This is a genomic window from Variovorax sp. P5_A3, from assembly GCF_056400665.1.
On record NZ_JBFUKW010000009.1, the window covers coordinates 75622 to 95030 of the forward strand.

At 66.4% G+C, this 19409-nt stretch carries 16 protein-coding genes; 10 read left to right on the forward strand and 6 right to left on the reverse strand.

Going from position 1 to position 19409, the window contains the following annotated elements:
• Positions 1–38 precede the first annotated feature (38 nt).
• Positions 39–815, forward strand: coding sequence for a LuxR C-terminal-related transcriptional regulator (locus AC1D3B_RS16140; RefSeq protein WP_478191670.1), 777 nt, complete (start codon positions 39–41; stop codon positions 813–815).
• Positions 816–817: 2 nt separating this feature from the next.
• Here AC1D3B_RS16140 and AC1D3B_RS16145 read toward each other — a convergent pair whose 3' ends face one another.
• Positions 818–1834 (reverse strand): fumarylacetoacetate hydrolase family protein, encoded by a 1017-nt coding sequence (locus AC1D3B_RS16145; RefSeq protein WP_478191804.1) that lies wholly within the window; start codon positions 1832–1834, stop codon positions 818–820.
• 101 nt (positions 1835–1935) lie between these two features.
• On the opposite strand from AC1D3B_RS16145, the gene AC1D3B_RS16150 reads away from it, so the two are divergent.
• Together AC1D3B_RS16150 and AC1D3B_RS16155 are read left to right on the forward strand one after the other, a co-directional pair.
• Complete coding sequence (locus tag AC1D3B_RS16150) at positions 1936–3081, forward strand: DUF3108 domain-containing protein (protein ID WP_478191671.1); 1146 nt, start codon at positions 1936–1938, stop codon at positions 3079–3081.
• A gap of 118 nt (positions 3082–3199) precedes the next feature.
• Entirely contained in the window at positions 3200–3478 is a 279-nt protein-coding gene (locus tag AC1D3B_RS16155; protein WP_028250861.1) for a BTH_I0359 family protein, read from the forward strand.
• Here AC1D3B_RS16155 and AC1D3B_RS16160 read toward each other — a convergent pair.
• Positions 3472–4548 (reverse strand): AbrB family transcriptional regulator, encoded by a 1077-nt coding sequence (locus tag AC1D3B_RS16160; RefSeq protein WP_478191672.1) that lies wholly within the window; start codon positions 4546–4548, stop codon positions 3472–3474. The two genes, AC1D3B_RS16155 and AC1D3B_RS16160, sit on opposite strands and share 7 nt — an antisense overlap.
• A 66-nt stretch (positions 4549–4614) precedes the next feature.
• On the opposite strand from AC1D3B_RS16160, the gene AC1D3B_RS16165 reads away from it, so the two are divergent.
• Positions 4615–5445: a ChaN family lipoprotein gene (locus tag AC1D3B_RS16165; RefSeq protein WP_478191673.1), complete on the forward strand. Its 831-nt coding sequence runs from the start codon at positions 4615–4617 to the stop codon at positions 5443–5445.
• A 58-nt stretch (positions 5446–5503) separates the two neighbouring features.
• Here the strand turns inward: AC1D3B_RS16165 and aptA are convergent, their stop codons facing one another.
• Complete coding sequence (aptA, locus tag AC1D3B_RS16170; RefSeq protein ID WP_478191674.1) at positions 5504–6841, reverse strand: omega-aminotransferase AptA; 1338 nt, start codon at positions 6839–6841, stop codon at positions 5504–5506.
• Between the two features lie 89 nt (positions 6842–6930).
• On the opposite strand from aptA, the gene purU reads away from it, so the two are divergent.
• The 4 genes from purU (at position 6931) to AC1D3B_RS16190 (ending at position 10571) form a co-directional block, all read left to right on the forward strand.
• On the forward strand, positions 6931–7776 hold the full coding sequence (purU, locus tag AC1D3B_RS16175; RefSeq protein WP_478191675.1) for a formyltetrahydrofolate deformylase: 846 nt from the start codon (positions 6931–6933) through the stop codon (positions 7774–7776).
• Positions 7777–7846: 70 nt separating this feature from the next.
• Positions 7847–9352 carry an FAD-linked oxidase C-terminal domain-containing protein gene (locus tag AC1D3B_RS16180; RefSeq protein WP_478191676.1) on the forward strand — a complete coding sequence of 502 codons (1506 nt, stop codon included), beginning with the start codon at positions 7847–7849 and terminating at the stop codon, positions 9350–9352.
• 141 nt (positions 9353–9493) lie between these two features.
• The gene (locus AC1D3B_RS16185; RefSeq protein WP_478191677.1) at positions 9494–9841 is read left to right on the forward strand and encodes a CidA/LrgA family protein; all 348 of its coding nucleotides are present in this window, start codon (positions 9494–9496) and stop codon (positions 9839–9841) included.
• A gap of 4 nt (positions 9842–9845) precedes the next feature.
• Positions 9846–10571 (forward strand): LrgB family protein, encoded by a 726-nt coding sequence (locus AC1D3B_RS16190; RefSeq protein WP_478191678.1) that lies wholly within the window; start codon positions 9846–9848, stop codon positions 10569–10571.
• Between the two features lie 15 nt (positions 10572–10586).
• Here the strand turns inward: AC1D3B_RS16190 and AC1D3B_RS16195 are convergent, their stop codons facing one another.
• The 3 genes from AC1D3B_RS16195 to AC1D3B_RS16205 form a co-directional block, all read right to left on the reverse strand.
• Positions 10587–10964: a helicase SNF2 gene (locus tag AC1D3B_RS16195; protein ID WP_478191679.1), complete on the reverse strand. Its 378-nt coding sequence runs from the start codon at positions 10962–10964 to the stop codon at positions 10587–10589.
• A gap of 272 nt (positions 10965–11236) precedes the next feature.
• Complete coding sequence (locus AC1D3B_RS16200) at positions 11237–11611, reverse strand: YXWGXW repeat-containing protein (RefSeq protein ID WP_478191680.1); 375 nt, start codon at positions 11609–11611, stop codon at positions 11237–11239.
• A gap of 110 nt (positions 11612–11721) precedes the next feature.
• Entirely contained in the window at positions 11722–15024 is a 3303-nt protein-coding gene (locus AC1D3B_RS16205; RefSeq protein ID WP_478191681.1) for a carboxyl transferase domain-containing protein, read from the reverse strand.
• Positions 15025–15133: 109 nt separating this feature from the next.
• Here AC1D3B_RS16205 and AC1D3B_RS16210 point away from each other — a divergent pair, with 109 nt between their 5' ends.
• Entirely contained in the window at positions 15134–15826 is a 693-nt protein-coding gene (locus AC1D3B_RS16210; protein WP_478191682.1) for a TetR/AcrR family transcriptional regulator, read from the forward strand.
• 140 nt (positions 15827–15966) lie between these two features.
• Positions 15967–19191 (forward strand): bifunctional cytochrome P450/NADPH--P450 reductase, encoded by a 3225-nt coding sequence (locus tag AC1D3B_RS16215; protein ID WP_478191683.1) that lies wholly within the window; start codon positions 15967–15969, stop codon positions 19189–19191.
• The last annotated feature ends 218 nt before the right edge of the window (positions 19192–19409 follow it).

A 19409-nucleotide genomic window follows, 5' to 3' on the forward strand; every position in this document is an offset into this window, starting at 1 on the left:
GTCGTAACTTCGTATGAAGTGTTAACCCTAGGATTTCAATGAAGCGCTGGCCCATCAGGGCGGCCGAGCGCGCCGTCGCAATGCCGTTGGTCAGTGACGTGCTGGCCGGCGTCGGCACCACGCACCTTGCAGCCAGCTATCTCACAGCCATGCATCGGGTGCTGCCGGTGACCTTCTGCACCGTCTTCGCGGTGAGCGCGACGGGCCGCATCGAGACGGTGTCGGCGGCCAGCACCTACGGCAACACGGCGGAGCGCACTGCCGAACGCTATGTCGCCCAGCGCTTCGACCTGCTCGACCCGAACATGGCATGGCTGGCCGGTCGCCAGTTGCCGAAGCGTGCGCAGCTCTGGCTGGGCCACCAGCATGCAGAGGAAGTGGCCGACCCCGCGTACCGCGCAGCCTGCTACGGCGACGTCGGCATCCGCGAGCGCGCCTCCGTATTGCTGCTGCTGCCGAGCGGCCAGCGCGCGGCCGTGAGCTTCTATCGCAGCCTCGCGCAGCCTGATTTCGGGCCACCGGAATTCGCATTGCTGGAAGCGCACGCCGCACTGTTGGCGGACGCAACCGCCGCGCATGGCCGCATCTCGCTGGCGGCACGCGAGGCCGTGGAGCCTTCCCTGGCATCGCGCCTGCTCGGCCTGAGCCTGCGCGAACGCGAGGTGATCGGCCATCTGCTGGCCGGCATGACCGCGAAGGAGGCGGCGCGAGAGATCGGCATCGAGCTCACCACGGTACGGACGCATCAGTACCGGGCGTTTCGGAGGTTGGGGATCGGAAGCCTCAAGGACCTCCTGCGCGGCGTCAGCGCGTAGCGCTACTTGACCACCCCGGGCGCCACCACTTCCTGATCGATCGCGCCAAAGATCGAGTGCCCATCCTTCCCTTTCATCTCGATCCGGATGGTGTCGCCATACTTCATGAACTCCGTGCTCGGCTGGCCATCCTGGATGGTCTCGATGCAGCGCTTTTCGGCGATGCAGCTGTAGCCCTTGGGCCATTCCATCCGGCCCTCACGCTCGAAGCCTTTGTTGCTCACCGTGCCACTGCCGACGATGCTGCCGGCGCGCACGTTGCGCGTCCTGGCGATATGCGCGACGAGCTGGCCGAAGTGGAAGGTCATCTCGTCACCTGCATCGCACATGCCGACCTTGCGGCCGTTCCAGGTGCTTTGCAGCGTCAAGTGCACCCGGCCGCCCTGCCAGGCATCGCCCAGTTCATCGATCGTGACCGCGACCGGACTGAATGCCGTCGCGGGCTTGCTCTGGAAGAAGCCGAAGCCCTTGGCCAGCTCCGCCGGGATCAGGTTGCGCAGGCTCACGTCGTTGGCGAGCATCACGAGCCGGATGCCGTCCAGCGCCTGCGCGGGCGTGGCGCCCATCTTCACGTCGCCGGTGACGACGGCGATCTCGGCCTCGAAGTCGATGCCGAAGGCTTCGCTGGCGACCACCACCGGGTCGCAGGGGCCGATGAAGTCGTCGCTGCCGCCCTGGTACATCAGCGGGTCGTTGTAGAAGCTGTCGGGGACCTCGGCGTTGCGCGCCTTGCGCACCAGTTCGACGTGGTTGATATAGGCCGAGCCGTCGGCCCACTGGTAGGCGCGCGGCAGCGGCGCCATGCACTGCACCGGGTCGAACGGAAAGGCGTGGCGGGCCCGGCCCCCGTTGAGCGCGTCGTACAGGTCCTGCAGTTGCGGGCTCATGAAGCCCCAGTCGTCGAGCACCTGCTGCATGCGGCTGGCGATGCCGGTGGCGTAATGCGCGCTGGCAAGGTCATGGGAGACGACGACGAGCTGGCCGTCGCGCGAACCATCTTTGAGGGTGGCGAGTTTCATGGTGGCGGCCGATGCCGGCGCGGCATCGCTACTAAACTGGTTGGACGGGCGGCAGTGTACCGAGGTGAACCTCGCGGGCGGCGCCTGATCCACCATCCCAGATGTCGACGCCTGCCTTCTCCACCCCATCCGACACGCCGCGCCTGCCCTGGCGGGCGCTGGCGGTGCTGACGGTGGTCGTCGCAGTGGCGCATCTGGCCTTGCTGGGGGTCACGCCGGTCTTGGTGGGGCAGAAGCCGTCGCCGCTCGAGAGCAAGTTCGTCACGCGAACCATCGTCATCGCGCCGCCACCCGCCGCGGCGCCACCGGCGCCGGCACCCGTGACGGAGGCCAAGCCACCGCCGAAGCCCGTGCGTCCGCGTCCGCCCACCCCTCCTCGCCCTGCGGCGCCGGCGGCAGAGCCCGAAGCCCCGGCATCCCCTGATTCGCCGGCACCGGACCTCTTCGCGCAGAACGCCATCGATGCCGGCAACGCGGAGGCGCCCGACAGCGGAACGACGGCAGCCGGCTCCGGAGAAGGCTCCGTTGCCGCACCGGCGGCACCTGCGACTGACGATTCCGCGGCCAACATGCCCGGCTCGGTGCCGCTGCGCATTCCCGGCTCCGTGCGCCTGTCCCTCGCCGCGACCGCCCAGGTGGGCGCGACACCGATGTCCGGCGTCTTCGGCGAACTGCTCTGGTTGCACGACGGGGAGCATTACGACGCCCGGCTGACGCTCAAATTCCTGTTCGCGACCATCCGCGGCTGGCAGAGCACCGGCGCGATCGGCAAGACGGGCATCGAACCGTTGCGCTACATGGACAAGCGGCGCAACAAACCCGAAGTGGCCTCGCATTTCGTGCGCGACCAGGGAAAGGTCGTCTTCAGCAGCAACGCGCCGAGCGAGACGCTCCTGGCGGGCGCCCAGGATCAGCTCAGCGTCCTGATGCAACTCAGCGCCATGCTGGCCGGGGATCCGCCCCGCTATCCGCCTGGGTCGGTGATCGCAGTCCAGACCGTCGGACCCCGCAGCGCCGAAATCTGGACCTTCAGCGTCAGCGGAGAAGAGCAGCTGACGGTGCCCGCCGGGGATTTCATGGTGCGAAAACTCACTCGCAATCCGCGCCTGCCTTTCGACGACAAGGTGGAAGTCTGGCTTGCCCCCGAACTGGGCTACCTCCCGGTGCGCCTGAAGCTCACCCAGCCCGGCGGCGATTTCGCGGACATGCAACTTCGCGCGCAGGAGCCCCTGCGCCCGTCGAACTAGGGCCGGGACACAAAAAAATACAGGCGAGTGCCTACAACGCAACGATCAGTATTGAAACTGGCGCGTTGATTGCTATCTAACCACCATGAACGCCATCGACATCCTTACAGGACCCGAAATGCAAATGCTCTACGACTCCGACTCGTTCGTCGTCGTGCACGTGCAGCCGACAGAAGGCGAAGCGCCGGTGGCGCCTCACCTGCCAGTGCTCGCGCGCCACGGCTTCGAGATCGTCGACAAGCGTTCGGGCAAGGAGGTCTACCTCGATGGTTCGTGGGCCGAGCTTTTCCAGCAGCAGATTGCCGCCTGGCAACTCAACACTCCGACCCAGGAAGAGGTCGAGGACACCCTCGAAGGGTACGCCGAGCTGGCGCACACCCCCGTGCTGGTTCACTGAGCGTCGCGCTCCTCCCTGCGAACCAACCAGCCGTACAGCGGCCCGACAATCATCAGCACCGCCACCAGGCGGCAAACCTGGAACACAGTCACGACCGGCACGCCGAGTTGAAGCACCTTCGCGGTGATCGACATCTCGGCAATCCCGCCCGGTGAAGTCCCCAGCATCATCGTGGCCGGATGCAGGCCGGTCACCAGCGCCAGGCCCCAAGCGAAGGCGCCGCACAGCGCGATCAACCCCAATGTCCCGATCGCCACCGTCGCCAGCCAGCGCGGCGCCGTGTGCAGGAACTCCCGACTGAATCGAGCCCCGAGGCTCACCGCGATCACCAATTGAGCGGCATTCGACAGCCATGAGGGAACCCCCGAAAGCTGCAGCCCCGCGATCGTGAAACCCATCGCCACCAGCATCGGCCCCAAGAACCACGGGTTGGTGCGGCCCGTCGCATGCATGGCGAGACCGCCGATGCCCGTGGCGATCGCCAACAATGCGAGCCCGCCCCAATGCACCTCGCGCACGCTCGAAGCGTTGACTTCGAGGCCGTGCATGCCGCTCCACTGCATGGCGAACGGGACCAGGATCGTCACCAGCACCACCCGCAGGCTGTGCGCGGCAGCCACCAGATCCGTCCGGGCGCCCGCGCGCTCGGCCAGCAAGGTCATCTCCGACGCCCCGCCGATGGCGCCAGAGAAGTAAGTAGTGGCTCTCAGAGAACGCGCCGGAACGTGAGGCATGCGTGCCAGATGCAGCCGATGAAGCCATCGTCCGAAAGCCCAGCCCGCCACCAGGGCCCAGGTGATGGCAAGCGCGATTGCCCACCACACGCTTGCCACCAGTGCGACAACCTGCGGCGTGAAGTAAAGACCCAGTGCGACGCCGATGGTCCATTGCCCCGCATTGCGCAGCGGCGTGTGGCTCGCGGTCGGCACGCCGGCGATCGAAGCGATGGAAACGGCCAGCAAAGGACCGATCATCCAAGGCAGCGGCGTGTGGAGGACAAGGCAAATGCCGGCGGCCACGAGCGCGAGCAACAGCGTGGCAACGACACGAACCGGAAAACGGAGGGACACGGACAGGCGGAAAAAGCGGGATGGGCGGCGACGAGACCGCTCGGGCCGGGGCATTAGTATGGCCGCATGCCACTTCGACGATCTTCCACGCTTTCCTGCCTGGCCTCGACGCTCGGCGTCGCAATCATTGCCGGCTGCACCGGTTTGGTGCCTGCCGCCGACGCTCCGATCGACCGTCGCGTCGCCGTCCTGTTGCCGGTCGACGCCTTGCTGGTGGGCGAACAGCACGACGCGGCGGAACACCAGGTGATCGAACGCGAAACGGTCGAAGCGCTTGCCGCACGTGGACGATTGGCTGCAGTGGCCATCGAGATGGCGGAGGAAGGCAACAGCACTGCGCATTTACCGGCCGATGCGACCGAGGCGCAGGTCCAGACGGCGCTGAGCTGGAACGACAAGGGCTGGCCCTGGGCCGCCTACGGGCCGGTGGTGATGGCCGCCGTCCGCGTCGGCGTGCCGGTGGTCGGCGCCAATCTGCAGCGAGCCCACATGAAGGATGCGATGGCCGATGTATCGCTGGACGCGCAATTGAGCGAGGACGCTCGAGCCACCCAGCGCGAGGCCGTGCGCAGCGGCCACTGCAACCTGCTGCCGGAATCGCAGATCATCCCGATGACACGCATCCAGATCGCTCGCGACCGTGCGATGGCCCAAGCCGTCGTCAAGGCGAAACAGCCGGGCAAGACTGTGCTGCTGGTCAGCGGGGCCGGCCACAGCAACAAGCTGTTAGGCGTGCCCCAGCAACTGCCTACCGACGTTTCAGTGAAGGTGGTGCGGATGCGGGCCGGACCGCCGGACGCCGACGACAGCGCCTTCGACGTCGTGTGGGCAACCCCGGCGGTGCCCGAGAAGGACTACTGCGCCGACGTCAAGCCGCCGGGCCGCCCCCAAGGCTGACGCGGCCCCCTCGGGGGGCCGCGAGGACACGCAGTGCCGAGCGTGGGGGTTTCAATCTTCAAGCCGAAAACTTCTTGATCGAATCCGCCAGCGTATTGACCAGCGTGTCGATGTGCGACTTCTCGACGATGTACGGTGGCGCGATCACGAGCACGTCGCCAGCGGGGCGGACCAGCGCGCCCTTGTGATAGCAGTCCAGGAAGATGTCGTAGGCGCGCTTGCCCGGTGAACCCGCGATCGGCGCGAGTTCGACCGCCGCCGCCAGCCCCAGGCTGCGGATGCCGATGACATTCGGCAGGCCCTTGAACGTGCTGTGGAACGCATCGCCCAGCACCTTGCCCATCTCGCCGGCACGCGAGAAGAGCTGCTCCTTCTGGAACAGCTCCAGCGTCGCGATCGCAGCCGCGCACGCCACCGGATGGCCCGAATAGGTGTAGCCGTGGAAGAACTCGACCACGTGCTCCGGCGCCGACGTCTTCATCATCTCGTCGTAGAGCTTGTCGCGGCAGATCACGCCGCCCAGCGGAATCACGCCGTTGGTCACGCACTTGGCGAAGTTGAGCATGTCGGGCACCACGCCGTAGTAGTCCGACGCGAAGTTCGTGCCCATGCGCCCGAAGCCGGTGATGACCTCGTCGAAGATCAGCAGGATGCCGTGCTTGTCGCAGATCTCGCGCAGCTTCTGCAGGTAGCCCTTGGGCGGCACGTACCAGCCGGCGGACCCCGCGATGGGCTCCACGATGATCGCCGCCACGTTGCTCGGATCGTGCAGCGGGAGGATGCGCTGCTCCAGATCGGCCAACGGGTCCTCGGCCCACACCGGCTCCTGGTTGTGGATGTAGGCATGGTTCACCGGGTCGTGGATGAAGCGCATGTGGTCCACGCGTGGCAGGAAGGCCGAGCCGAACACCTTGCGGTTGCCCGGAATGCCGCCCACCGACATGCCGCCGAAACCGACGCCGTGGTAACCCTTCTCGCGGCCGATGAAGAGATTGCGATGGCCTTCGCCTCGCGCGCGGTGGTAGGCCAGCGCAACCTTCATCGAGGTGTCGGCCGCCTCGCTGCCCGAATTGCAGAACAGGACCTTGTTGAGATCGCCCGGCGCCATCGCCGCGATCATTTCCGCCGCCTTGAACGCCTTGTCGTTGCTGACCTGGAAAGCCGTCGCGTAGTCAAGCGTGTCGAGTTGCTTCTTGATGGCCTCGTTGATCGGCTTGCGGTTGTGGCCCGCGCCGACGCACCACAGCGAGGAGATGCCGTCGACCACCTTGCGCCCGTCGTGCGTGGTGAATTCCATTCCGTCCGCCGCCACGAAGACGCGCGGGTCCTTCTTGAACTGGCGATTGGGAGTGAAAGGCAACCACTGGTTGTCCATGCTGAAATCGTTGTAGGCCATGAATCGCTCCTGCTGGTTCGTTCTTGCTGGAAATGGTCATTTTGGCACTGGCGACGCCGAGTGTCGGGCCTGCGACAATGGCCGCCCTTATGAATCCCGCGTACATCCTTACCCTGTCCTGTCCCGATCGCACCGGCATCGTCCATGCCGTTTCCGGCTTCCTGCTTGAGCGCGGCGGCAACATCGAAGAAGCCGCGCAGTACAACGATCACGGCACCGGCCTGTTCTTCATGCGCGTACGCTTCGCCTGCGATCAGAGCGAGACCTCGTTGCGCGAGCAGATCGCGGACCTGGCCTCGAAATTCGGCATGAGCTGGAAACTGCACGCTGCCGCCGAACCGATGAAGACCGTCATTCTCGTCAGCAAGGAAGGCCACTGCCTCAACGACCTGCTGTTCCGCTGGAAGAGCGGCCTGCTCGCCATCGACGTGCGCGCCATCATCTCGAATCACCGCGACTTCTACCAGCTCGCGGCCAGCTACAACGTGCCCTTCCACCACATCCCCGTGACGGCGGCGACCAAGGCGCAGGGCGAGGCGAAGCAGCTCGAGATCATCGAGGCCGAGGGCGCCGAACTGGTGGTGCTGGCGCGCTACATGCAGATCCTGAGCAACGACCTCTGCACCAGGCTGGCAGGCCGGGCGATCAACATCCACCACTCCTTCCTGCCCAGCTTCAAGGGCGCCAAGCCCTACTACCAGGCGCACGACCGCGGCGTGAAGCTGATCGGCGCCACTGCCCACTACGTGACGGCCGACCTCGACGAGGGCCCGATCATCGAGCAGGACGTGGAGCGTGCCGACCACACCGACACCGTCGACGACCTGACCGCGCGTGGCCGCGATACCGAAAGCCAGGTGCTGGCGCGCGCCGTCAAGTGGCACAGCGAGCACCGCGTGCTGCTGAATGGGCACCGGACGGTCGTCTTCCGCTAGGGAACGCCCGCTCGCGTGTTCTCCCATTCGGGTCCGCGCCGTCGTCGACCAGGACGTACACAATGGCGGAATGAACACTGAGACGGTCGAACCCCCGGTCGCAGCGCCCTCCCGCAAGTCGCTGCAAGACAGGGTCGTGAGTGCCTTGCGGGCGAAGCTTCCATCGCATGCGGTGCTGTTCGACCACGAAGACACCACGCCCTATGAATGCGATGGCCTCACGGCCTACCGACAAAGGCCTTTGGTGGTCGCGCTGCCCGAAGACGAGGCGCAGGCCCAGGCCGTGCTCAAGGCCTGCCACGCGCTCGGCGTGCCGGTCGTGGCGCGCGGCGCGGGCACCGGCCTTTCCGGTGGCGCGATGCCGAACGCGGTCGGCGTGACACTGTCGCTCGCCAAGTTCAATCGCATCCTCAAGGTCGATCCGGTCAGCCGCACCGCGGTCGTGCAATGCGGCGTGCGCAACCTCGCCATCAGTGAGGCCGCCGCGCCGTTCAATCTCTATTACGCGCCTGATCCTTCGAGCCAGATCGCCTGCACCATCGGCGGCAACGTGGCCGAGAACTCGGGCGGTGTGCACTGCCTCAAGTACGGCCTGACGCTTCACAACGTGCTGCGCGTGCGCGGCTTCACCGCCGAGGGCGATCCGATCGAATTCGGCAGCGAGGCGCTCGACTGCGCCGGCCTCGACCTGCTCGCGCTCGTGATCGGCAGCGAGGGCATGCTGGCGGTGACGACCGAGGTCACCGTCAAGCTCGTGCCAAAGCCGCAACTCGCGCGCTGCATCATGGCCAGCTTCGACGACGTGCGAAAGGCGGGCGACGCCGTCGCGGCGGTGATCGCCGCCGGCATCATCCCCGCGGGCCTGGAGATGATGGACAAGCCGATGACCGCCGCGGTGGAGGACTTCGTCCGCGCAGGCTACGACCTCGAGGCCGCGGCGATCCTGCTGTGCGAATCCGACGGCACGCCCGAGGAGGTCGAGGAAGAGATCGGCCGCATGACTGACGTGCTGCGCGGCTGCGGCGCGACGGCCATCGCGGTGAGCGAGAACGAGGACGAGCGCCTCAAGTTCTGGAGCGGCCGCAAGAACGCCTTTCCGGCATCGGGCCGCATCAGCCCCGACTACATGTGCCTGGACTCGACCATCCCGCGCAAGCGCCTGGCCGACATCCTGCTCGCCATCCAGGAGATGGAGAAGAAGTACAACCTGCGCTGCTGCAACGTGTTCCACGCCGGCGACGGCAACCTGCATCCGCTGGTGCTGTTCGACGCCAACGACCCGGACGAACTGCACCGCTGCGAACTGTTCGGCGCGGACATCCTCGAGACCAGTGTCGCGATGGGCGGCACGGTGTCCGGGGAGCACGGCGTAGGCGTCGAAAAGCTCAACAGCATGTGCGTACAGTTCACCGCGGCCGAGAACGAGCAGATGTTCGGCGTGAAGCGCGCCTTCGACCCGGCGGGCCTGTTGAACCCCGGCAAGGTTATCCCCACGCTGCAACGCTGTGCGGAATACGGCAAGCAGGTATTCCGCGCCGGTCAAGTGCAGCCCTTCCCCGACCTTCCCCGCTTCTGAGATGACGACGCTATTGCCAAGGCCGTCGCGGAACCGGCTTCGCCGGGCCGCAGGCGGCGCCCCCTCGCAGGGGGTGGGCGGCCACACGAAGTGGGCAAGCCTGGGGGTGGGCCAATGGATAGCAAGCCTGGGGGTGGGCCAATGACCGGCTTGCGCGGCATGGCCTGGCTCTTGGTGTTCCAGTCGGTGGGCGAGTTGCTCTCGCGCGGCCTGTCGCTTCCACTGCCAGGGCCGGTGCTCGGAATGATGCTGATGCTGGTCGGCCTTCGCTTCGAGGTGGTGCGAACGCCCGTAGCCGAATGCGCCAGCTTTCTGCTGACCCATCTCTCGCTGCTCTTCGTGCCGGTCGGCGTGGGCGTGATGACGCACCTCACGCTGCTCGGGCAGTACGGCGGGCGCATGCTGGTGATCATCGCGCTCTCGACATGGATCGGTCTTGCCGTCACCGCGATGGTGCTCTACTGGCCCGACCGCAAGAAGAAGGCCTGACCGCATGCCGCGTTTCGTCGAACTCTGGATCTATCTCTCAGCCACCCCGCTGTTCGGCCTGACCGCCACGCTGGTCGTGTACCTGCTTGCGAATGCGGCATATACGCGGGCCGGTGGCGCGCCGTGGGCCAACCCGGTGCTGTGGTCCGTGGTCGTGCTGGCGAGCGGACTGCTGCTCACGCGCGTGGACTACCAGACCTACTTCGCTGGCGCCCAGTTCATCCACTTTCTTCTCGGTCCGGCTGTCGTGGCGCTGGCATGGCCGCTGTGGCAACGGCGTGCGGAGTTGCGTGCGCGCTTCGGCAGGTTATTGCTCGCGTCGCTGCTCGGTGGTGCGGCCGCGGGCGGATCCGCCGTGGCGCTGGGCTGGGCGCTGGGGTTGCCGCACGACGTCGTGCTGTCGCTCGCACCCAAGTCGGTCACTGCGCCTGTCGCGATGGGCATCGCAGAAAAGATCGGCGGCATTCCGGCACTGTCGGCCGTGTTCGCCGTGCTCACCGGCATGATCGGGGCGCTGTCGGGCAAGTATGTCTTCGATGCGCTGCGCATCGGCACCGACGCCACCGGCTATGCCGCGCGCGGCTTTGGACTCGGCACGGCGGCGCACGGCATCGGCGCGGCTCGGGCGTTGCACGTCAATGCCGATGCAGGCGCCTACGCGGGTCTCGCGCTCGGACTGCAGGTCGTACTTGCAGCCCTGTTGATGCCTCTGGTCTTCAAACTTTTCTGAGCCCAACGCCTGGGATTACAGCGGCAGCGAGCCGCCGCGTGCCGCGGCACGTGCTTCCGCACGCACTGAATTGCGGTTGACGGTGCTGGCGATGGTCGGTGCCGGACCGGCGTTGGCGCCTTCCGCATACGGGTCGGCGCTGTGGGCGGCGGCGATGGCCTGGCTGCGGATGGTCGGGCGGCCGGTCGAGCTGGCGATGACGGTTGGCACACCGGACTCGGCACCATCGGCATAGGGGTTCTCGGTGTGTGCAGCAATCACGGCATCGGCCCTGACGGTGGCACGGCTGTTGGCGGAAACCAGGGGATGCACCCCTTCGTATGTCTCAGCTTGGGCGCCTACGGCGGCGAGAAGCGTGAGGGCGGCGGCTGCGATGATCTTCGAGGTCTTCATTTCGATGTCCTTTGACTTGCTTAGGATGAATTCGAACTGGTCTTGGGTGGGCGTCGCCCCCGAGGGCGGCTACCTCGCTCGGTGGCCTGTTCACCCAGAACTGCGTACTTGGTATGCCGTTCCGTGGGGTGAATTGTGCGCCGAGATCTAGGTAAAAACCCTAGCCAATCTGAACAGCTCCGTTCGCGAAACTGAAACAGTCAAAAGCTGTAACCTCATGATCCGCCGGTAGCGCCGGGGCGGCTTCGAGGCACCCCGGCGCATCTCAGGTCTTAGCTGCGCGAGGGATTGTTCGGCTTGCGGTCGTACCGGTTCGGCACGCCGTCGTGATCGTTGTCCCAGCCGCCGGCCCGGTATTCCCAATGGCCGCCGCGATCGTGCCATTGCGGGGCGCGATACGCGTAGCCCTCTCGGGCGTGCGTCCAGTTTCCACCACGCCAGACATAGCGGCCATGACTCCATTCGTAGTGACCCGGCGCCCACACATAACCCGGACGCGGCGGCGGGACATGCTCATAGCGCGGCGGCGGGGGCGCCACACGTACCGAGACCACGGCCTGCGCCTGCGCTGCGGTCGGCACCATCACGGCGCCCAGCGACAGGAGAGATGCAGCGCCCATCGCGAAGGTGATTGCGAGTTTTTTCATGGGTACTCCTTTGAGTTGTTGGAAGCTTCATCCTCCCCGACCCATGTGAACTCCTTGTAAGCCGCGAGCGAAGTGTTGTGTAGCGCTGTGTCGACCCTTCGTGCCCCGCCCTACCAGGTGTCGACGTACGCGGTGGCCGGTCGCTGTACCGCCGCTGCCGAAGCGAGTCCTCGCACCAGCCATCCGCGCGTGTCGGCGGGATCGATCACCGCATCGATCTCCAGCGTCTGGGCCATGTGGATCGCCTCGCCGTTCGCGTACTGTTGCGTGACCAGCTTCTTGAACAGGGCATCGCGCTCGGCGCCTTCGGCCGCCGCTTCGAGTTCCTTGCGGAAGCCGAGGCGCACCGCGCCTTCGAGCCCCATGGCACCGAACTCGCCCGTGGGCCATGCCACCGTGAAGACCGGTGCATCGAAGCCACCGGCTGTCATCGCCTGCGCGCCGAGCCCGTAGCCCTTGCGCAGTACCACGGCAAAGTAGGGAACGCGCAGGTGCGAAGCCACCATGAACATGCGGCACACATGCCGCACCTGTGCCTGCGCCTCGATCTCGGGGCCGACCATGAAGCCTGGCGTGTCGCACAGCGCGACCAGCGGCAATCCGTGCGCGTTGCAAAGCTGCATGAAGCGGGCGGCCTTGTCGGCGGCATCCACATCGATTGCGCCGCCGAGGTGATGCGGATTGTTCGCGAGCAACCCGACCGGCTTGCCTTCGATTCGCGCCAGCGCAGTCACGATGCCGACGCCGAAGCCGGCGCGCAACTCCAGCATCGATCCGCTGTCGACGACGCCTTGCATCGCGGCGCGCACGTCGTAGACGCGCAAACGGTTCTCGGGCACGGCATGGCGCAACGCTCGCTGGTCGGCGCATTCCCAGTCGCGCGTAGCCCCCTGGAAGTACGACAGATATTGCCTGGCGGCTGCGACGGCATGCGCCTCGTCCTTCACGAGGATGTCGATCACGCCGTTGCGCGACTGCACGCTGCTGGGCCCGATCTGCTCCGGCGCGAAGGTGCCGAGGCCGCCACCTTCGATCATGGCGGGACCGCTCATCCCGATGTTGCTCGCCTCGGTCGCGATGATCACGTCGGCACACCCGAGCAGCGCCGCGTTCCCGGCGAAGCAGCGACCGTGGACGATGCCCACCACCGGCACCTTGCCCGACAGCGCGGCGAACTGGCTGAAGGTGTGGTTGTTCAGGCCCGCGACGATCGGCATGTCGGTGTCGCCGGGCCGCCCGCCGCCGCCTTCGGCGAACAGCACCACCGGCAACTGCAGTTGATGCGCGATGCCCAGCATGCGATCGGTCTTGTGATGATTGCGCATGCCCTGCGTGCCGGCGAGCACGGTGTAGTCGTAGGCCATGACCACGCAGCGCGACTTCTCGGGTCCGAACTGCTTCGCGTTGATGCTGCCGATGCCGGTCACCATGCCATCGGCCGGCGTGTTGGCGATCAGGTCCTCCAGCGTGCGGCGCCGCGTCTGGGCCGCAATGGCGAGCGCGCCGTATTCGGTGAAGTTGCCGGGGTCGTCGGCCAGTTCGCACAGGTCGGCGATGTTGGCGCGCGCGGTGCGGCCACCCTGGGCGTGACGCTTGGCGACTGCAGCGGCGCGGTTGGCGTCGAGCGTGGGCGCGTGGCGGTCGATCACCTTCTGCAGGTCCGGCCGGATCTCGCCGAGATCGCGTTCGGCATGGGCTTCGGCTTCGACCGCGTGCGCATCCACGGCCTCGAGCTCGACCAGCGACTGACCTTCGACAAGATACTCGCCGGGCTGCGCCAGCAATGCAACGACACGCCCTGCGAACGGCGCGTGCAGGAGGTGCTCCATCTTCATCGCCTCGAGCACGCCGAGTTGCGCGCCGGCCGGGACGATGTCGCCGACATCCACTTCGAGTTGCACAAGCTTCGCGGGCATCGGCGCCTTCACGACGAGGGCGTCGTCATCGTCCTGCGGCGTTGCCTCCGCTTCGCTTCGCGTCGTGGCGGGTCGAGCACCCTTCGACGACGCGGCGCCGATATGCGCGCCTGCCGCCAGGAGATCGGCAAGGTGCGTCTCGACAAAGCGCGTGTGCACCGCTTGCGTCTCGAACTCGGGCCGAAGGCCGATCGCTCGCAGCAAGGCGAGATTGGTCGAGATGCCGTCGATATGACATTCCTCGAGCGCGCGCAGCGAACGCCGCACCACGTCCGCGAAGCGCGGCGATGATGAATGGACGATCAGCTTGGCCAGCAATGTGTCGTAGTGCGGCGAAGGGGCCAGTCCCGCGTAACCGTGCGAGTCGACACGCACGCCGGGCCCGGCCGGCAGGTCGAAGCGCGCGAGCGTGCCACCAGACGGACGCGCATTGCCTTGCGCGTCGAGCGTCTCGGCGTTGATGCGCCACTGCACCGCGAAGCCGCGCTGAGGAGCGGTGCGTTGCGTATCGATGCCCAGGTCCGCCAGCGTCTGGCCATTCGCGACACCGATCTGAAGCTGCACCAGGTCGAGTCCCGTGACCGCCTCCGTCACCGTGTGCTCCACCTGCAATCGCGGGTTGGCCTCGATGAAAACGAAGGGCAGCGTGGTCGAATGCTCGTCGACCAGGAATTCGAAGGTGCCCAGGCTCTGGTAGTTGACCGCCTTCGCCATGCGCAAGGCAGCCTGCGTGACCCGCTCGCGCAGCATCTCGGACAACGAAGGGCTCGGTGCGATCTCGACCAGCTTCTGGAAACGCCGCTGCAGCGTGCACTCGCGCTCACCCAGGCTCGCCACAGCATGACCGTCGCCCAGCACCTGGACTTCGATGTGGCGCGCGTTGCGCATCAGGCGCTCCACATACACGCCCTCGACCCCGAAGGCCGCCTTGGCCTCGGACGTGCAGCGCGCGTGGGCCTCGGGCAGATCAGAAGCGTTCGACACCGCGCGCATGCCGCGACCGCCGCCGCCGCCGATGGCCTTGACCATGACGCCCGCACCTTCGGCCTGCTGTGCGGCGAAGAACGCCTGCGCCTCGGCCAGCGTCACAGCGCCCGCGCTGCCGGGCATCACCGGCACGTCGCATTGCACGGCCAGCGCGCGCGCACGCGCCTTGTCGCCGAACAGCGCGAGTTGCTCGGGTGTCGGGCCGATGAATCGCAGGCCGGCATCGGCGCAAGCCTGCGCGAAATCCGCACGTTCGCTCAGAAAGCCGTAGCCGGGATGCACCGCATCGCAGCCGTGTTCGCGCGCGACAGTGATGAGCGCGGCCGCATGGAGATACGCCGAGGGACCGGTGGCTTGCAGCGCGACGGCCGTATTGGCCAGTTGCACGTGCAGTGCAGAGGCATCATCTCTTGCGTGGACGGCAACGCTCGCAATCCCGAGGTCACGGAGTGCGCGCGCCAGGCGCACGGCAATCTCGCCGCGATTGGCAATCAGGACTTTCTTCATCATGCGCTCAGACTTCGGGAAGCTGGGTTGTCTCCATGGCGTCACTCTTACAGGGTTATCGATAGGGCTTGGCCGCTTGTCTTCGCCGCATGGTGCACCAACAATCCTACCCATGGGTATGACTTCGGCGACACCGCACAAACCCTCTTGGCGCGGCAACGAGCCTTCCAGGAGAAGCGATCTGCCGCAGGGCACGGGCCGTCAGCGCACTGCCACCGCGGGCACCGACGTGCAGCGCGAGCGCATCCTCCAGGCTGCGGCCCAGCTCTTCGCGGCCCAGGGCTACGCCAACACGACGATGGCGCAGATCGTTCGCGCGCTCGGCGCCACCAAGCCCTTCGTCTACTACTACTTCCGCGACAAGCAGGAGATCTTCGAGACCCTGTCGTGGCGGCCGGCCGTCGACTGCTTCACGGCGATGGATTTCGCCGCCGGCGACACGCGCCCTGCGGTAGAGAAGGTCAAGGAAGGCATCGAACGGCTGATTCGCGCGACGGTGACGCACCATCCCTGCGCCTTCTTCGCCTACAAGGAGCCGCAGGTCTACCGCCCGGAGTACATCGCCGCGCAGAAGAAGCTGGCGCATCACTTCTACGACCAGCTCTTTCCGCTGCTCGAGGAAGCGCGCCGCGATGGCGATCTCGACTTCGCCGAGACCAAGATCACCGCATTTGCCGCGCTGAGCCTGCCCGGCTTTCTCTACAGCTGGTACCGCCCCGATGGCCGCCTCTCGCCCGACGAGGTGGTGGCCGAACTCTCGAAGTTGGCCTGGCGCGTGCTGGGCGTGCGCGGGCTCGGCGTCTGACACCCGGTACTTCTGCGTCCCTTTTCTCTGCATGAGGGGTCAGGCCCTGATCAGGGAATACCCCGGTCTGCCGCCCCCCTCTGCCGTCGAGATACTGCGGGGCCCGCATCCGCGGTCCGCAATCGGCACGAGCAAGGGGCATGACCATGGCAGGCAAGAACGCGCTGTATCCGATTCCGCATCCGGCGAAGAAGCCCTTCGTCGGCAACATCCTGTCGATCGGTTCCGACTCGCCGGTGCTCGACATGTGGAAGATCGCGCAGGACCTCGGCGCGATCTATTGGCTCGACATGCCGGGCATGCCGGTGATCGTGGTGTCGTCCGCCGCGTTGGTCGACGAGCTCTGCGACGAGAAGCGCTTCGACAAGAGCACCAAGGGAACGCTGCGACGGCTGCGCGCGCTCTCGCACGGCCTCTTCACTTCGGACACCCACGAATCGACCTGGTCGAAGCCGCACAACATCCTGCTGGCGAACTTCAGCCAGCGTGCGATGCAGGCCTACCACCCGATGATGCTGGACATCGCCGAGCAGCTCGCGACCAAGTGGGAGCGGCTGAACTTCGACGAGGAGATCGACGTGGTGCGCGACATGACCGCGCTGACGCTCGACACCATCGGGCTGTGCGGCTTCGGCTATCGCTTCAATTCCTTCTACCGTGAGGGCTTTCATCCCTTCGTGGATGCGATGGTGCGCACGCTGGAGACGGTGCAGAACCGTCGCGGGATTCCGCTCGAGGAATTCATGCTGAAGAAGGAGCTGGCGCAGCAGCGCAAGGATGTGCGCTACATGCACAAGATGGTCGAGGACATCGTGCACGAGCGGCGAGCAAGCGGCGCCGACATCGCGACCAAGCCCGACCTGCTGAGCTACATGATCGCCGGCGTCGACAAGAAGACGGGCGAGCGGCTGGACGACCGGCAGATTCGCGACGAGTGCATCGAATTCCTGATCGCGGGGCACGAGACGACGAGCGGCCTGCTGTCGTTCGCCATCTACTTCCTGCTGAACAATCCGGAGGCGATGGCCAAGGCGCAGGCCGAGGTCGACAACGTGTTCGGGCCCGATCCTTCGGTGAAGCCGACCTATGCGCAGGTCAATCGGCTGACTTACGTTCTGCAGGTCCTGAAGGAATCATTGCGCATGTTCCCGACCGCGCCGGCGATCGCGATGGCCGCGAAAGAGGACACGACCATCGGCGGGCAGTACACGATCAAACGGCGCAACATGGTCATCCTGCACGCGCTGGCGTTGCATCGCGACAAGGCGGTGTGGGGCGAGGATGCCGACCGCTTCAATCCGGACCACTTCAGCCGCGAGGCGGAGCGTGAACGGCCGGTCAATGCGTTCAAGCCGTTCGGCAATGGTCAGCGTGCGTGCATCGGGCGCCAGTTCGCGCTGCAGGAGGCGGTGTTGACGCTGGGCATGATCCTGCAGCGGTTCACGCTGGTCGATCACACGGGCTACAAGCTCAAGATCAAGGAAGCGCTGACGATCAAGCCAGAGGGCTTCAAGATCAAGGCGGTGCTGCGCGATCCGGCGACACGGCCGCGTGGCGAGGGAGTGGCGCAGACGGTGCAGGCCACTGCGGAGCGGCCGGCGGCGGCTAGGTCGCAGGTGACTCGGCACGGCACTTCGCTGCTCGTCCTCCAGGGATCCAATCTCGGCACGGCCGAAGATCTCGCGCGCCAGCTTGCCGAAGCCGGCGAGATGCGCGGCTTCTCGACGCAGCTTGCCTCGCTTGACGACTATGCCGAGCGCCTCCCCGCCAATGGCGCGGTCGCGATCGTCTGTGCGTCTTACAACGGTGCGGCGCCGGACAACGCGGCCGAGTTCCATCGCTGGCTCGACAAGGCCGACGATTCTCTGAACGGTGTGCGGTTCACGGTCTTCGGCTGTGGCAATACGGACTGGGCATCGACGTATCAATCGGTGCCGCGCCGCATCGACGAGCGCCTGGCCGCTCTGGGTGCCACACGGTTGCATGCACGTGGCGAGGGCGATGCGCGTGAGGACATGGATGGCGCCTTCCAGGACTGGAGCGATGCGCTCTGGCCGACGCTGGTGGCGGCTTTCGATCTCAAGTCGGGCGCGGACACGCCTGCGCAGAGCGAGCCGCTTTACACGCTGGAGGAGCTGCCGCCGCCGCAGAAGAATGCGCTGGTCGACGCGCTCGGTGCCGTGCCGATGCGGGTGATCGAGAACCGGGAGTTGCAAAACGCCGGCAGCGGTTCCGCGGAAGAGCGCTCGACGCGTCACGTCGAGCTGCAGTTGCCGGAAGGGGTGAGTTACCGCGCGGGGGACCACTTGAGCGTGGTGCCGCGCAATGGCCCGGCGCAGGTGGAGCGTGCGATGGCACGCTTCGGTTTCGACCGCAACGCGCATGTGCGATTGCAGGCGGCGACGGGGCGCAAGGCGGCGCTGCCGGTGGATGAGGTGATCGCGGTGGACCGTTTGCTGGGCGACTACGTCGAGCTGCAGGACGTGGCGACACGCAAGCAGATCGGGCAACTGGCGGTGCACGCGGAGTGCCCGTTCACCAGGCCGAAGCTGATGGCGTTGTCGGGCGCGGACGAAGGTTCGGCGGCGCTCTACAAGAGCGAGGTGTTGCTGAAGCGGAAGTCGGTGCTGGATCTGCTGGAGGAGTTTCCTGCCTGCCAGGTGCCGTTTGCGCAGTTTCTCGAGATGCTGTCGCCGCTCACGCCGCGGTACTACTCGATTTCGTCGTCACCGGTGGTCGACGGTGGGCGCTGCAGTGTGACGGTGGGTGTGGTGTGCGGGCCGGCGCGTTCGGGCTTGGGCAAGTTCGAGGGTGTCTGTTCCAATTTCCTCTCGCGCACGCAGGCCGGCGAGGTGGTGCATGGCGTGGTGAGAGAGACCACGGCCGAAGGCTTTCGGCTGCCGGACGATCCTGCACGGCCGGTGATCATGGTGGGGCCGGGGACGGGTCTCGCACCGTTCCGAGGCTTTCTTCAGGAGCGCGCCGCAATGATCAAAGGCGGCGCAAAGCCGGGGGAAGCCATGCTCTTCTTCGGGTGCCGGCACCCCGAGCAGGATTTCATCTACGCCGACGAACTCAAGGACTGGGCGGAGCGCGGCGTGACGCAACTCCACACGGCGTTCTCACGCGCCGGGGAGCGCAAGGTCTATGTGCAGGATCTGATCCGTGAGCAGACTGAGCATGTCTGGCGCCTGCTCGACGACGGTGCGATCGTCTACGTTTGCGGGGATGGATCGCGTATGGAGCCGGACGTGCGGCGGGCTCTCTCCGATATTGCGCGTAAACATGGGATCGATGGCAACACCTGGATGGACAGGATGATTGCGGAGAAGCGCTATGTGTTGGATGTTTGGGCGGGGGGTTGAGTTTTTGTTCGCTGTCTCTGGGGGGGAGCGCCCGGTAGGCGGTGCGGGCCGGTCGACCCCGCTACGCCGGTCCTTCGGACTCCCCTGCAGTGCTCGCTTCAGGCGGGGTCCGCGCAAACTCGCTGCGCTCAAACACGCGCGGCCCTGATCCGCCTGAAGCTGCGCGCTTCGGCGGCGCAGAGGGGTCGCCCAACCCGCACCGCCTACCGGGCTCCGTG